Origin of the sequence: Marinifilum fragile JCM 15579 (assembly GCF_001310955.1) — a bacterium.
In the GTDB taxonomy this organism is placed as follows: domain Bacteria; phylum Bacteroidota; class Bacteroidia; order Bacteroidales; family Marinifilaceae; genus Marinifilum; species Marinifilum fragile.
This window is the reverse complement of record NZ_BAZX01000016.1, coordinates 12485-28471: the sequence shown is the minus strand read 5'-3', so window position 1 is coordinate 28471 and position 15987 is coordinate 12485. Positions and strand designations below refer to the sequence as shown.

Genomic DNA, 15987 nt, shown 5'->3' with positions numbered 1-15987 from the left:
TTATGAGAAGAAAAATTGTTGCAGGAAACTGGAAAATGAACAATACTCTTGAGGAAGGTATTGAGTTGGCTGGACAAATCAATGATCTAGTAGAAAACACAGAGATCAATGATGTAGATGTTGTTATCGGTACTCCTTTTATTCACCTTACTGAAGTGAATAAAGTTGTAAGTGAAAAAATCGCTGTTGCTGCACAAAACTGTGCCGACGAAAAAAGCGGTGCTTACACTGGTGAAATCTCAGCTTCTATGATCAAATCAACTGGTAGCAAATATGTAATCCTTGGTCACTCGGAAAGAAGAACATATTACGGTGAAACCAATGAGATTTTGGTGAAAAAAGTAAACCTAACTCTTGAAAATGGTCTAGCTCCAATTTTCTGTATTGGTGAGGTTTTGGAAGAACGCGAAGCTGAAAAGCACTTCGAGGTTGTAAAGAGCCAAATCGCTGAAGGTTTATTCCACTTGTCAGCTGAAGAATTCGGAAAAGTTGTATTGGCATACGAACCAGTTTGGGCAATTGGTACAGGTGTAACTGCTTCTTCTGATCAAGCTCAGGAAATGCACGCTTTCATCCGTAAAACTTTAGTAGAACAATACGGTGAAGAAGTTGCAAACAACACTTCTATTCTTTACGGTGGTAGCTGTAAGCCTTCTAACGCAAAAGAATTGTTCGAAAATGAAGATGTAGATGGTGGTTTAATTGGTGGTGCTTCTCTTAACGCAGAAGACTTCATGGGAATTATTACTGCATTCTAAGAACAGAATAATATAAAATAAAGGCCGATACAAAGAGTGTCGGCTTTTGTTTTTTCTACACTTAAAGCATACCTTGCAACAACAAATAAACTATTAAAACAGATGGACTATATAGAACTAAAATGCCAGATAACTCCCTTTGACGAAGACATTGCAGACATTCTAATTGCAGAATTGGGAGAAATTGATTTCGAAAGCTTTACACAAACCGACGATACTGTTGAAGCTTTTATACAGGCACCTCTATTCGACATGCAAAGAGTGGAAGAATTAACGGTAAACCTTCTTCCCAATCATAGCATCTCTTATTCGCATGAAGTTATTGAATCGCAAGATTGGAATGCTGTTTGGGAATCTAATTTTCAACCGGTAATCATCTCCGATCAGGTAGTTATTCGTGCATCATTCCATACCGATACACCTAAGGTTCCATATGATATCGTAATTGATCCTAAAATGTCATTTGGTACTGGTCACCACTCTACAACTTCACTAATGGTACAGACCATCCTGGAAACAGAAATTGAAGGCAAGAGAGTGTTGGATATGGGATGTGGAACCAGCTTATTGGCCATTTTAGCATCGAAAAGAAATGCCGTAAGAGTTGATGCCATAGACATTGATGAGTGGCCATACAAAAACTCGTTGGAAAACATCAAGAACAACAAAGCCAAAAACATTTCTGTATTCCTAGGTGATGCAGCTCTGTTGGAAGGCAAAACCTACGATGTGGTGTTAGCAAACATCAACCGAAACATTTTGGTGAACGACATGAAACATTACGTAGCTTGTTTGCCTGAAAACGGTGAGTTGATTATGAGTGGTTTTTATACTGAAGATTTGCCACACATTCAAGCCGAAGCTGAAAACAATGGATTGAAATACATTAGCCACAAAGTAGATAAGAATTGGGTGGCGGTGAAATATATCAAATCCCAAGCATAAAAAATCCAAGCTCCAAACTTCAAATTCTATTTGGTTTTTGGGATTTGGAGTTTGATTATTTGTTCCCAGAAATTTGTTAAATTGCCTTATTACAATTCCTGATTGGCAAAAACAAAAACCTATGACTATAAATCTTCGTTCTCTACTACTTATAACTGCTTTTTTTTGTTCGTTCAACTTATTTGGACAGTCTATAAAATCATTTCCTCACGATTCCATTCAATTCCAGGAAGAGTTCCTGAAATTTATGGATAACCCAAGTAAAAAAAAGGAAAGTAAGGCATTTGTCGAGCAATTTCCAACATTTTGGTTATCGCCTAATTTAACATCAGTCGAAAGACAAAAAATATATCAAATCAGCGATATTCTCTTACAAAAAAGAGCAAGATCTTTTCCTGACTTTTACAACTACTTTCAAACCTTAATGCTGTTTCAACAGCAAAACAGAAGTGCAAGTGACTTCGTCAACTGGCATTCTGGTTTTTTGCAACATGTAAGCAATAAAAAAGTAAAACTGAGCAAAAGCAAAGATTTTCTTATCCAAACTCAACACCTACTGAATGACAGCATCATTAACAAATCGTATGCAGTAGAGTGGAAAGCAAAAAATGCTCAGTTCAAATACATATTTGATGAAAAATTAAGTATTGAATTCGATAAAGCCGATTTGCTTTGTATCGCACAAAGAGATACTTCAACCATTTACAATACCCAAGGAACCTACTTCCCGTTCGAAAAAATGTGGAAAGGGAACAAAGGAAAAATTAGTTGGGAACGAGCTGGTAAAGACATCAATACAGAATACGCAATCTTCGATTCCTACCATATCGATGCTTCAAAATCAACATTTGCCATCGATACAGTTCAATATTTCAATCCTGATTTATCAGACCATGCGCTTAACGGGAGTTTGATTGAGAAGGCAATCAAGACCAAAGATCCAAAAGGAGCCCTTTATCCTCGATTTGAATCCTTCGAACATGAAATTAAAATCGACGAGATATACGAACACGTAAACTACAAAGGAGGAGTTGCAATTCATGGAGCAAAATTTATCGGGAAAGGAAGTTCTGAACACCCTTCTGAGATTCAAATCTCGAGAAACGATACCCTGTTCCTTGTGGCTCAATCGGAACACTTTGCATTCCAAAACAATCAAATTGCTGGTAAGGATACCAAAATCGAGATCTTAATTGATACATGTAGAATCTATCACCCTGGTTTATTGTTTAAATATTTTCCAGAAAAAAAAGAATTAAACCTGTTCCGCGATCACGAAGGCATTTCAAAAAGTCCATATTTCAACAACTACCACAACCTGATTATGGATTTTGGTTTGCTGGTTTGGCGTTTGGATGAAAACATGATGCATTTTACCAGCATGAAAGGTGCTACCAAACGTCAGGCACACTTCGAGTCTACTAACTATTTTCGTATGAACCGATTCATGCAAATACAGGGAATGGATGAACAAAACCCACTGGTGCTGCTTAGAAAGTTTGCTGACTACATGTATGTAGAAACTTTCACTGCTGAAGAATACGCCAATTACATTAAAAAACCTTTAAACCAGGTTCGACAACAGCTCTTTTCCTTATCGTTCCAAGGCTTTGTGAGCTACAACATGAGTACCGATGAAGTGAGCCTGCAAAAACGACTGGACGACTACATTAGGAGTGGAATGGGACGCCAGGATTATGATGTAATTCAGTTTGCCACACAAACCGGGGACAAAGAATCGGATGCCATTTATTTTATTGGTAGTTCGAACCTACAGATTAATGGCGTGCGACAAATTGCGGTGAGTGATTCACAAAACGTGGTAATTTTCCCGAAGCATCGCCGAATTGTATTGAAAAAGAATCGTGACTTTGAATTCGATGGCAGATTAATGGCAGGATTGATCGATCTTCATGGTGAAGGTTTCGATTTTTCCTACGATAACTTTAAGATTGACCTAAAATCCATCGATTCACTGCAAATGAATGTGGTAGTCGATTCCTTAAGTAAGTTTGGGAAGCGATACACCAATTTGCTGGGGAGTGTAGTGGAGAACATATCCGGAGATCTACTGATTGACGATCCGAACAACAAATCAGGAAACAAAAATTTTGCTGACTACCCGATTTTCAATAGTGTTGATTCCAGTTACGTTTATTACGACAAACCACACATTCAGGATGGTGTTTACAAACGGGATGAATTCTACTTTAAGGTGGATCCTTACACCATTACAAACATCAACAATTTTGATCGTTCAGATATAGAATTCGCAGGAACCTTCGTTTCCGATAGCATTTTCCCAACCTTTAGAGAACCTTTAACCATTCGCGAAGACAACTCGCTGGGTTTTGAACACATTACGCCTGAAAAAGGATTTTCGGCCTACAACAAAGGTGTTTTTACCGATACGGTTTTCCTTTCGAATCAAGGTTTAAGAGGGAGTGGTACGGTAAACTATTTGGTATCCGAAACCAAATCAAATGATTTTATCTTCAGACCTGAAGAAATGCATACCAATGCCGAGAGTTTCGAACTGAAGGAACACGATACCAAAATGAATAACCCGGAAATAAACGGGAAGCAGATATACGTTCAGTGGTTTCCCTACAAAGATGAAATGTATGTGAAAAGTAGCGCCTTGCCGCTCGACATGTACCAAAAACTAGCAACCTTATCGGGAACGCTTAAAATTACACCAAACGGCATCACCGGTATGGGAAATATGGAGCTGGTAAATGCCGAAATTGAATCGGATTATTTCACCTACAATCGGAATAACATTTTGGCTGATTCGGCAAGTTTTAAAATCTTAAATGCCGATTCAACCGGATATTCGTTCGAAACCGAATCTGTTAATGCAAACATCGATTTTGTAAGCCGAACAGGAGCTTTTGACAACACCAAGGCCGACAAAAAAAGTATATTCCCCGATAATCGATACTTAAGCTATATCAACAGTTTTAAATGGTATATGGACGAGCAAATTATCGATTTTGGAAAAGAAGATGAAGCTACTCTTGCAGCACTTTGGCAAGGAGGCAAAATTGGCGATTTGGATGAAAAATCACTCAATACATTTGTTTCCATCGATCCGAAACAAGATTCGCTGAGCTTTGTAACTCCACTTGCCAGGTACGATGCCATGGACAATACCATTTCGGCCAAGTTCGTAAAAAGCATAAACGTTGCCGATGCCAAACTTTATCCGGATAGCGGGAATGTGGACATTGCAAAAGGCGGTAGAATGGAAACTTTCAGAAATGCCGAAGTAATTGCTGATACCATCAACCAATTCCACAGAATTTACGATGCCACCATTAATGTACACGGTAAAAACTCCTATTCAGGATCGGGTTCGTACACCTACAAAACTGCGGATAACAAAGAACAATTGCTCACTTTCGATGTGATTGATGTGGACTCTACGGGCCAGACCATTGCCTTGGGAAATATCCCGGAAGAAAAAGCTTTTACCCTAAGTCCTTATTTTGATTACAAAGGGAAAGTGAAGCTGGAAGCCAGAGATTCTGCCCTGTTCTTCGATGGTCAGGCACACATACACAACAAGTGCGGACAGATTGAAGACAATTGGTTGAATTTTAAATCGAAAATCGATCCAAATGAGATATTGATTCCTGTCGATCTTCATGCAATAGATGATGACAGGCTAAAACTGTACAACTCATTCTTCCTGACCAACGATTCGATTCACATCTATTCGTCATTCCTGTCGCGAAGAATTTTCTATACCGATAATGTTTTGCTTGATGCCAAGGGATATCTTACCTACAACGAAAAGCTACAGGCCTACCAAATTGCAGAAAAAGACAAGTTAAGAGATCCGAATGTACAAGGTAGCATGATTTCCTTCTATCAGAACAACTGCAATATCAAAGGAGAAGGTAAAGTAGATCTGGGTGCTGAATTGGGGCAAATTAAGCAAGTGGCTTCGGGTAATATCGAGCACGATTTAAGCAGCGATATCGTTACCCTGGATCTTATCTATGGTGTGGATTTCTTTATGAATGATCAGGCCATGAAAATCATGGAAAATGATTTTGCAAAAGCGAGTTTACCAATCAGCAAACTCAACAAACAGAATTACACCAAAAAAATTGCCGAAATCATGGGCAAAGCCAAGGCCGAAAAAGCAATGTTTACACGCGATGCCAATGGCTTATACAAAGAATTACCTAAGGAATTGAAGCATACCATTTACTTCAACAACCTCGATTTTATTTGGGACAAGGAAACCAAAGCCTACCAATCGATTGGTGATATTGGAATTGGAAACATCAACGGCAAGCAAATTAACAAGAGCGTAAAAGGAAAGGTTGAGCTCGACAAAAAACGAAGTGGGAATAAACTTACCATTTATCTTGAAATCGATAAATCAACCTGGTATTTCTTCGAATACCATCATGGGGTAATGTTTGTGCGATCGTCGAATGACGAGTTCAACACCATTGTTACCGAAACCAAAGAAGACAAACGTGAGTTTAAAGATCCATTGAAAAAGAATCCTTATTCCTACATCATTACTCAACGCTCTAAAAAGACGAAGTTCTTGAAGCGCATGAATTTCAAGTAATTTAACCACGAAGGTAAACGAAGTGGTTTCACAAAGGAACACAAAGTGAAAACAAAAGCTTAACCACAAAGGATGCTCAAAGGTATCCACTAAGTTTCGTAAAGGATAAAAAGATTTAGATTAAGAATGATTGATCGCAGAACCAGCATTTATGCTAGATTTTTGCAATTCTATGATTTATAATTAAAAATAACGCCACACTCTATTAGAATGTGGCGTTATTATTTAGTGTCTAAATCTAATTATTCTTCGTGGTCTTTGTGAAAAACCTTAGTGGCCTTAGTGGTTAGACTTTACGGTCAAAATTTGTGGTTAGGCTATTTCACAATCTCCTTCACACGTCCTACTTGCCCATTTTCCAATCGTACCTTAATGCCATGTGGATGCACAGCCGAATTGGTCAGCAAATCTTTCACAATGCCTTCTGTTAATTTTCCACTTCGCTGATCTTCTTTCAAAACAATTTTAACCTTTAAACCAGGTTTTACATTCTCCCTTTTATTTCCTTCATTCATAATCTTGGTTTTTTAATAGTCCCTATTGCAAATGTAGGTGGTTTTTATTGGATTATCATATTATTTCGCTTCCAATTATAAAACAAACTATCGCATAAGCTTACCTAGACAAATGTAAACCCAAAACATTACCATGCATCTCACAACAATTCTTAGTTCTATAATTTGTACAGACTTTGTTTTATCATAAACTAAAGTTAAATTAGTATCTCATTTATAAATACGAGAATATGACTAGGCTACAGCTTATTGAAAAAGGTTTAGAGAGTATAAACGATGTTGTTTTTCAAGAACTTTGTGACAGTTTCCTTCTAAGGCAAAATAAAAATTATAGGGCTTTTTCAAGAATAGGTAGCCAAAGTGGTAAGCAAAAATCAACTGTTGGAACTCCAGATTCACTTTTGCTATTACCTTGTGGTAATTATATGATGATCGAACATTCAACAAACATTTCAAAAGGTTTATCTAAACTAATAGATGATGTCCAAAAATGTCTTGACCATGAGAAAACATCAATACCCTTGAAAAAAATAAAAGAAATTGTTCTTTGTATCAATTTCAACCTTAAGAACCACGAAATAGAACAACTCAATAACTTAGTAAAGAATACTTATATTGAATTAACAATTCACACATTAGATTCCTTGGCTCTAGAAATTAATTTCCATCACAAAGATATAGCCTCAGAATACTTTGATCTTCCCTATGACACTGGTCAAATTCTAACTTTAGATAGATTCGTTCACAGCTACAATAGGGCTTCAAAGGGAATTGCAACACCTTTAGATAATGAATTTCTTCACAGAGAAAATGAAGTTAAAAACCTAACGGATGCTATAAATTCATGCGACTTTGTAATCTTAACGGGTGCTGCTGGCGTTGGAAAAACTAAACTAGCAATAGAAACAATTAAATTATTTCTTAATAATCATTCATCTTTTTCTTGTTATTGCATTTCATATAAAGGCGATACTCTTCTAAATGAACTATATCATCAAATACAAGAAGATAAAGACTATATATTATTTGTTGATGATGCAAACAGAATAGATCGATTCAGACAAATTAGCGGCTTCTATGAAAGCCCTAGAAATGGAAAACTAAAAATCGTGATAACTGTTCGTGATTATGCTTTTGACCAAGTCAAACATCTTTGTCAAGAATTTATTCCAAAACAAATTACCGTTAATAAATTTACAGATGATCAAATCAAAGATATTATTGAATCTAAATCTTTTGAAATATTAAATCCTGATTACCAACAACCAATACTCTCCATAGCAGATGGAAATCCCAGATTAGCAATTATGACATCCATACTTGCAAAAGAAAAACAGAAAATTGCTGCATTGAATGATGTGAGTGAACTATTTGAAACATATTTCGTCTCTATTCTAAAAGATGAAAAGAATATTGACAACCATGACAACATTAAGTGTCTTGGTATAATTTCATTTTTCTACTCCTTGCCATACAAAAACAAAGAAACTCTAATACCTATACTATCTAAATTTGAACTTGATTACAATACCTTTATTAACTGCATAAACAATCTTGAAAAAATGAATTAGTAGAAATTCAATATAAGCATGTTAAAATTCCTGAACAGAACCTTTCTTCGTTTTTCTTCTATAAAGCTTTCATAAAGGAAAAATATCTTTCTTTCACTGTATTATTATCACACTTCTACTCAAAAAATAAAGATCGATTTAAAGATTGCATTATATCTACTAATAACATGTTTGGCCCCAAGAAAATAATGCAAAAATTAAAGCCCGATTTAAAATCTTACTACCACCAAATAAAAAACAATAATGAAGAAGCATTAAACCTTTTACACTCTTTTTGGTTTTACCTTCTTGATGAATCTCTAGAATTTATATATTCCTATATTTCTACTAAATCGATTGTTGAACACCCGTCATATGATGTAACTTATGAAGACAATCAATATTCATATCCAAATAACGATATAATAGAATTAGCAGGAAATTTATTCAAATTTCCGATTGAACAATTAGATGATGCTCTTGAGTTAGGTTTTGAATATGTAAGACGATTCCCTACTTACCTTCCAAAACTTATTTATCTAATAAGAAAAGAGTTCAGTTTCGATAAAGATGATTATTATTCAGATTTTATAAGGCAAGAAAAGTTATTTAGCTATCTGACTAAAGGTTTAAATGAAGGAGATTACTTAATCAGTATTACATTTTTCGAATTAGCAAAGAGCTTTTTAGATTTCAACTATAGACAAACAAAAGGAGGAAGAAAGAATTCCATTATATTTTACAATTACCCTATTCCAAATAATTCACAAATTCAAAAGTTCCGAGAAAAAATCTGGGTTAATTTGGATTCGCATTTCAAGCATTTTCCTGAGAAAGCATTTGACGCATTAAAAGATTATTTTTCAATTACACTTGATATAAATAAAGATTTAATGGAGTTTGATCTTGACTTCATTGTTCAAATTATTTACAACCACCTTAATTATAAACTTTTTGAGCATTGTTTATTTGTTCAAAAATTAATCAGATGGAATCAGCGTAAATCAATTGATCATGCCTCATTCAAAAACTTTAAATCTTTATTCACAAATCCAATATATGATACGTATTGCATTATAGATTGGGATAGACACAGAGATAGAGAGTGTTATGATTTTGAAGATCATAGTGAGTACGAAAAATTGAAAGAAACTGAAATTAGAAATTCATTCATTTTCAAAAACAAAAACGACATTTATACTTTTTTAGAACAATACTCTTATTTAAAGAAACAGATGAAAAAGGAGTACTACTATAATCGTTCATTGGATTATATTATTGATGAGAATTGTAATAGAAGTTTTGAAATAGGCTGTCAAGTTTTAAACCATATCATCAAGGACAACAACAAAATTCAATTCAAGCCTTGGAATGTATTTCGTTTTCAATTGAATGAGAAAAAAAAGGCTGATAAACTATTTCAAATAATTCAAAGTAGAAATTATGAGCTAAAAGAGTCTTGGGAATTTAATTTCTACAAACACCTAGATAGTAAACTAATAGAACCTAAATATATAAATAGCATACTGACAACAACCAGCAATATAAACACTCAATTGACTATAGATTTTGATGGTCTCGATAGATATTTAAAATTTGACGACTCATTATTTCAAAAATGTTAGTACAGATCCATGAAAAAAACCTTTCTGAAGAATTCAAAGTAACTGTTTGGATGACATTTTTCGAAGAGCATTTAGATAAAATAGAAGATAATTTAGATTTTATTGAAAAAATATATCTACAACAAATATCTCTCGATCCTCATATCGACTATAAAAATGATTGTCTTAAAAGAATCATACAGAAAGACTATAGCTTTCTTACTCGTTACATTTCACATTTATTCAAAACAAAAAGTGAATCATTAAAGGAAAAGGAGCTAAACCTCAACTTCATTTGGGAATATGAAAACATCCAAGATCGATTAGTTCAAAGTTTTGATTATGCTATAGATAATGATCCAACATTTTATTTCAGAAAACATTTCTGCAATATATTTTTTAAAAACTTACAAGCTCCTTCTATAAATAAGGCTTCTCAGTTTTTATTTAAGTATGCTGCTAAAAATTTTAATAACAGAGATAGAATGAATGCCATTGTAGATATTGCAAGACACAACATGAAAAGTGATTTTGAAAAAATATTGATTCAACACGTTTCACTTAATCAAGATGCTGAACTCTTTTCACAAATTTATTGGTGTGGTACAGGAGGAACATACCATGGCGATGCTATAATTGGAGACATTGATGCTACTCAATGGAGAAACATACTAACAATTGTCGAAAAAGCGAAGCTAGGAATAAAACTAATTCCAATCAAAAAGTACATTAATGAACGAATTGAATCAGGGCTAAGAAGAGGAGATTTTGAAAGGCAACAAAAATACATTTCGTCTTAATATTGTAAAGACGGCACCAATGCCGTCTCTACCCTATCTCCTCTATTATTAAATCGCAAATCCAAGGCAATATCATGTATCTTACAAGCCATTCCAGGAAACATGTCAAGCATCTTGGAGATGCTTGACATATAATCCGAATCAAATGGATGTGCTATGGATCTATCCATAACCAAACAAACAGCATCATTCTAAAATAGGCAAACATGCCATATCAAATTGCGATGATGCTTGTTGTACAAGAGAGATTGCCTATTGATAATGCCATATTCCTTCTTTTTATAGCAAGCCTGGAAGAAGAACAGGGAGACATCCTTACTAAATAGGCATTACTGCATCTCAAAAAGGCAAGTTTGTTTATTGGAAAAGGAAGTTTGCTTGCCCAAGAAGCATGTTTCCAAAAATAACCAGGACACTTGCCTCCTTTTATAGCATCATGCCTTGTTCAGGAAGGATGAATCCCTCTCAAACAAGGATGTTTCCTTCTTTGAATAGGAAAATTATCTGTTCAGTTGATATAGCCTCCAGAGCAAGAATAACATCTCATTATTAACGAATAAACCCGAACCATAAGGTCCGGGTTCGTAAAGTTGTGGTAATCGAAAAGGATTATTAAATCTATTTATTCTGCTGTTTCGGCATTCGTTTTCTTTTTACCAGGAAAACGACTTCCCAAATCAGCAGCAGCTTCGCTTGCTCCGGATTGTCCCATTACCGCAGCATTTTTAAGCACTTTATAAATAGAAAGAGAGGAACTAAACGCCTCGCTACCTGCCAATGTTATGGTAGAATCAACTCCATTGGTAATTCTTTCCAGGGGCAGGAACAGTTGGCGTAATTTTCTTACACTTTGCAAATCAATTTTAGCCTCGTCAATATCAATAAAACTTGGAATGTAATTGGGATACTGTTCTGCATACTCCAATGATTTTTCAACAAAGGCTACTGTTTTATCTCCCATTTTCGGCAGCTCCTTTTTATCAGTAGCCGATAAATGGGTCAGTTTAGGTTCTAAAACTGAAGTCAACACATTTAATGCATCCATTATTTGTGTGTTTTCTTCTTCGCTTAACACGAATGAAACTTTGTTTTCCATTTTTGTTTTCTTTTTGATTAGTTAAGTTACATCAATCGATTACCACAAATAAACTCACAAAACATAAACTCTAAACACTTGACAAATATTATGTGCTTCATTATTTTTAACATTAATTAACACTTAATTTTATATCGATTAGTTTAAAAAACACAAATAACTTATCTACAAACCCATATTTTAAAACACTTGAAAACATAAATTACCTCTACCCTCTCAAATTACCTATGCTTTACGTTCAATTCATTTGCATTTTCCTTCAATAAAACTATCTTTATATGACCACATAAAAAATGAAACATATATGAGCAATACAGAAAACACATTGATAGAAGTATACACAGGTCTTTCATGGGAAGTTGAAATGCTAAAGACAATTTTGGAAGATCATAAAATCAATAGCTTTATTAAGGATGGTTATACAGGAATCATTGCTCCTCACCATTCTGGAGGTACTGCTGGTGCAGTAAAGCTTTGCATATCGAGTGGCGATTTAGAAAGCGCAAAACCCATTATCGAGGAGTTTCTTGCAAACAAGACCGAGTAGAATATGAACTCGCTAATGACAAAAATTTACGGACAGCGAATCATGGATGGTGATTTGCTGTTCGATCATGAAAAAATCACATTTCATACCAATCCAAAGGCCGCATTACTAAGTACAATTGCAATGGTCTTGGTTACAGTAAGTAGTGCTTTCAACATTTATGATACTACTGGAGAATCGAGCATTAGCATTGCTTCGATTATAATTGGACTTATAGCAATTCTTCTTGGAACACTTTCCGTGATCAAATATTTAGCAGCTCGAAAAATTAACCTCATTGAGTTTGCACCACAGGACATTAAAGAAGCTACCATTAATGAAATGGCTGATTCTTTGCGAATCAGCATTCACTTAAATACCAATACCATCCATAAAATTGGCTGCGCTAAAGATCGTTATTCAGGCAAGTTGGTTCAAACTTTAAAAGATGCTGATGTACATTTGATCTACCTTTAAGCTAGAATGTCTGCCAAATTCCAAGACAAATACAGAATTGATTCTACCCGATTGCAAAATTGGGATTATGGTAGCAATGGCAAATATTTCATACCAATTTGCACCTGCGAAAATGAGCATTTCTTCGGAAAAATCACTGAAGAAAAAATGCATTTGAATGCCATTGGCGAATTGGCTGATAACTATTGGCACGAAATCCCTAATCACTTCCCATATGTGCATCTTGATGAATTCATTGTGATGCCCAATCATATTCATGGCATTTTGGTGATTGATGATCCGTATAATGTTTGTAATAAGAAAAATCATGATAGAGACAGCATAAATGCTGTCTGTACGGAAAATGATCAAACAAACGATAAAGGTTTGTATGCGAAGGGTATTGGTAGAGACGGCATTCATGCCGTCTGTTCAAAAGACAATAAATTTAATCCTTTCTCTACAGATAAAAATCCAATGAGATCGAATAATATTTCAAAAATAATTCGTTGGTACAAGGGGCGCGTTACATTTGATGCCCACAAAATCAACCCCAAATTCGAATGGCATTCTCGATTTTACGACCACATCATAAAAGATCAAAAGGAATTGCAGCGAATTCGCAATTATATCGAATTCAATCCAAAAAACTGGAAGGACGATAAATATTTCGAATAACTCCTATTATTCGTTCTGTTTATCCAAAGTACAGACAAGGCATTGCCTTGTCTCTAGCTAAAAATTAATTTCAACATACAAGGAAAAAATCCCCTAATCCTTCCTCAATTCCTAATCAAAAGAACCAAAAATTGATTATTTTTAATGTCATAGATTTTTACAATTAGCAATTTCAATACATGTCAAAATATCAATTCCTTAACCGTGATTTAAGTTGGTTATCTTTCAATAAAAGAGTGTTGGAAGTTGCCACAAATCCAGACTTACCATTATACGAGAGAATTAAATTTCTCGCGATTTATTCTTCAAATCTCGATGAGTTTTACCGTGTGCGAGTGGGAACTTACAAGAGGTTTACTGAACTTCCTCCAGAGGACAAAAAGAACTTAAGAGAAAATCCGGATACAATTCTCAAGAAAATTAATGCCGAGGTAGATCGTCAGCAAATTGAGTTTGGAAAGATATTTAGAGACAATATCATCCCTGAGCTTCGCGAGAATAATATCATTCTGTTACAGGACGAAATATTGTGCGAAGAACATCATCAGTTTGTAAAAGATTTCTTTTTGGAGAACCTTTTGCCTCATGCACAGCCAATGCTACTGTTAAAGCAGCAGGTAAAACCTTTTCTTCAAAACAACTCCATTTACCTGGCAGTTAAACTGTATAAAAGAGGACAAAAAAAGGAGGAAGATGATGGCACAAGTAAAAAACGCAGAGCTCGTTATGCAATCATTAAAGTGCCATGTCATCATTTTCCGAGGTTTATAGAGTTACCTGAAATAGATGGAAAGCATTTCATCATGTTTCTGGATGATATCGTAAAGCTAAGAATGAAGATGCTGTTCCCAGGATATAAAATTGATTCAAGCTTTAGTTTTAAACTAAGTCGCGATGCCGATTTATTGATTGAGGATGAATATTCGGGCGATTTAATTGATATGATAGAACGAAGTCTGAAGAAAAGAGAAACAGGTTCTCCTTCCCGATTCCTATATGATGAATCAATTCCAAAAGGATTTCTTAGATTTCTTAAAGGCTCCTTCGACTTGCTACCCAACGATATGGTAAAAGGTGGAAGGTATCACAACTTTCAGGATTTCTTTGGCTTTCCAAACCCTAAGTATCCTGATTTAGAATTGGAACCCTATCATCCGCTAAATGTTGAGGAATTAAAAGGAGAAACCAAATCTATCTTTAGAACCATTCGCAAGAAAGATCGAATTCTGCATTTTCCATATCAATCGTACAAGTATGTTATCCGTTTCTTGAACGAGGCAGCCTTAGATCCTAAGGTGGAAGAAATTAAAGCAACTCAATATCGTGTTGCCGATAATTCGGCTGTGGTGAATGCGCTGATTAATGCGGCTCACAATGGCAAAAAAGTAACGGTTTTTGTTGAGGTTAAAGCCCGTTTCGACGAGGAAGCCAACCTACGTTCGGCACGCGAAATGCGAAAAGCAGGCATCAAGATTATTTACAGCATACCAGGACTTAAAGTTCATGCGAAAATTGCCTTGGTAATCCGTAAGGATGACAAGAGAGATTATGCCTTCTTAAGTACTGGTAATTTCAACGAGAAAACTGCAAGAATATATGCCGATCATGGATTCATGACTTCCGATAAGGTTATGATTCAGGAGTTGAAACAGCTATTCGATTATTTGGAAAATAAAACTCCTGGCTACACATTCAACAAATTATTAGTGGGGCAGTTCAATTTAAAACGAGAGTTGATTCGACTTATCGATCAGGAAATTGAAAATGTAAAGAACGGCAAAAAAGGCTACATTCTTTTAAAAATGAATGGTCTGCAAGAACGTGAAATGATTCATAAACTTTACGAAGCCAGCGAAAAAGGTGTAAAAATCGATCTGATACTTCGTGGGATCTGTTGCCTAAAACCAGAACAGTCTTACTCTAAAAACATCCGAATTATTCGAATTGTCGATCAATTTTTAGAACATGCAAGGGTATTCTATTTCCACAACAATGGAAAGGAGTTGCTTTACCTTTCTTCGGCTGATTGGATGAATCGTAACCTGCAACGCAGAATTGAATGTGCATTCCCAATTCATAATGCAGATATTAAAAAAGAAATCATTCACATTATAAAGCTGCAGTTGGCAGACAATGTAAGTGCCAGGTACCTAAACTGTAATTTGGATAATATTCCTGTTGAAAGATTGGATGGAGAACCCAAAGTGAGATCCCAAATTGCCATTGCAGAATTCCTAAAAGAAAAGGAAAAGACATTTAAAGAAAAAGAATCGGTAAAGAATAGAACAAAAACACAGTAACCTAAAATCCCAACACTATGAAACGTTTATTTCTGGTACGACATGCCAAAACAGAAGTAATAAGATACGACATCACTGATTTTCAAAGAAATTTGAAAGAAAGAGGAATCAACGATTCAAACCTAATTGCCAACAAGTTACTGCTAAAAAAATAAAACCCGATTT

14 protein-coding genes are annotated in these 15987 nt (G+C 35.1%); 11 read left to right on the top strand and 3 right to left on the bottom strand.

What is annotated here, in order from left to right; translation table 11 throughout:
• Positions 1-2: 2 nt before the first annotated feature.
• The 3 genes from tpiA (at position 3) to JCM15579_RS12510 (ending at position 6297) form a co-directional block, all read left to right on the top strand.
• Positions 3-758 carry a triose-phosphate isomerase gene (tpiA, locus tag JCM15579_RS12520; protein WP_054720743.1) on the top strand — a complete coding sequence of 252 codons (756 nt, stop codon included), beginning with the start codon at positions 3-5 and terminating at the stop codon, positions 756-758.
• A 102-nt stretch (positions 759-860) separates the two neighbouring features.
• Positions 861-1703: a 50S ribosomal protein L11 methyltransferase gene (prmA, locus tag JCM15579_RS12515; protein WP_054720741.1), complete on the top strand. Its 843-nt coding sequence runs from the start codon at positions 861-863 to the stop codon at positions 1701-1703.
• A gap of 121 nt (positions 1704-1824) precedes the next feature.
• Complete coding sequence (locus tag JCM15579_RS12510; protein WP_054720626.1) at positions 1825-6297, top strand: hypothetical protein; 4473 nt, start codon at positions 1825-1827, stop codon at positions 6295-6297.
• A 317-nt stretch (positions 6298-6614) separates the two neighbouring features.
• Here JCM15579_RS12510 and JCM15579_RS12505 read toward each other — a convergent pair whose 3' ends face one another.
• Positions 6615-6812, bottom strand: a complete 198-nt coding sequence (locus JCM15579_RS12505) for a YwbE family protein (RefSeq protein WP_054720624.1) — start codon at positions 6810-6812, stop codon at positions 6615-6617.
• 230 nt (positions 6813-7042) lie between these two features.
• Between JCM15579_RS12505 and JCM15579_RS12500 the strand changes: the two genes are divergently transcribed.
• From JCM15579_RS12500 to JCM15579_RS12490, 3 genes are all read left to right on the top strand, one after another.
• A complete protein-coding gene (locus JCM15579_RS12500) occupies positions 7043-8383 on the top strand; it encodes an nSTAND3 domain-containing NTPase (protein WP_054720623.1) in 1341 nt (446 codons plus the stop codon).
• A gap of 188 nt (positions 8384-8571) precedes the next feature.
• Entirely contained in the window at positions 8572-9987 is a 1416-nt protein-coding gene (locus JCM15579_RS12495) for a hypothetical protein (RefSeq protein WP_157471462.1), read from the top strand.
• Positions 9988-10037: 50 nt separating this feature from the next.
• Entirely contained in the window at positions 10038-10766 is a 729-nt protein-coding gene (locus tag JCM15579_RS12490) for a hypothetical protein (protein ID WP_157471461.1), read from the top strand.
• Here the strand turns inward: JCM15579_RS12490 and JCM15579_RS20270 are convergent.
• The gene (locus JCM15579_RS20270; RefSeq protein ID WP_157471460.1) at positions 10763-10936 is read right to left on the bottom strand and encodes a hypothetical protein; all 174 of its coding nucleotides are present in this window, start codon (positions 10934-10936) and stop codon (positions 10763-10765) included. The two genes, JCM15579_RS12490 and JCM15579_RS20270, sit on opposite strands and share 4 nt — an antisense overlap.
• A gap of 452 nt (positions 10937-11388) precedes the next feature.
• Entirely contained in the window at positions 11389-11862 is a 474-nt protein-coding gene (locus tag JCM15579_RS12485; protein ID WP_054720616.1) for a hypothetical protein, read from the bottom strand.
• Positions 11863-12166: 304 nt separating this feature from the next.
• Between JCM15579_RS12485 and JCM15579_RS12480 the strand changes: the two genes are divergently transcribed.
• From JCM15579_RS12480 to JCM15579_RS20265, 5 genes are all read left to right on the top strand, one after another.
• Complete coding sequence (locus JCM15579_RS12480; RefSeq protein ID WP_054720615.1) at positions 12167-12409, top strand: putative signal transducing protein; 243 nt, start codon at positions 12167-12169, stop codon at positions 12407-12409.
• Between the two features lie 3 nt (positions 12410-12412).
• Positions 12413-12865: a hypothetical protein gene (locus JCM15579_RS12475; protein ID WP_157471459.1), complete on the top strand. Its 453-nt coding sequence runs from the start codon at positions 12413-12415 to the stop codon at positions 12863-12865.
• 6 nt (positions 12866-12871) lie between these two features.
• On the top strand, positions 12872-13522 hold the full coding sequence (locus JCM15579_RS12470) for a transposase (RefSeq protein ID WP_054720611.1): 651 nt from the start codon (positions 12872-12874) through the stop codon (positions 13520-13522).
• A gap of 179 nt (positions 13523-13701) precedes the next feature.
• Positions 13702-15822: a polyphosphate kinase 1 gene (gene ppk1, locus JCM15579_RS12465; RefSeq protein ID WP_054720610.1), complete on the top strand. Its 2121-nt coding sequence runs from the start codon at positions 13702-13704 to the stop codon at positions 15820-15822.
• 17 nt (positions 15823-15839) lie between these two features.
• Positions 15840-15977 (top strand): hypothetical protein, encoded by a 138-nt coding sequence (locus JCM15579_RS20265; RefSeq protein ID WP_157471458.1) that lies wholly within the window; start codon positions 15840-15842, stop codon positions 15975-15977.
• The last annotated feature ends 10 nt before the right edge of the window (positions 15978-15987 follow it).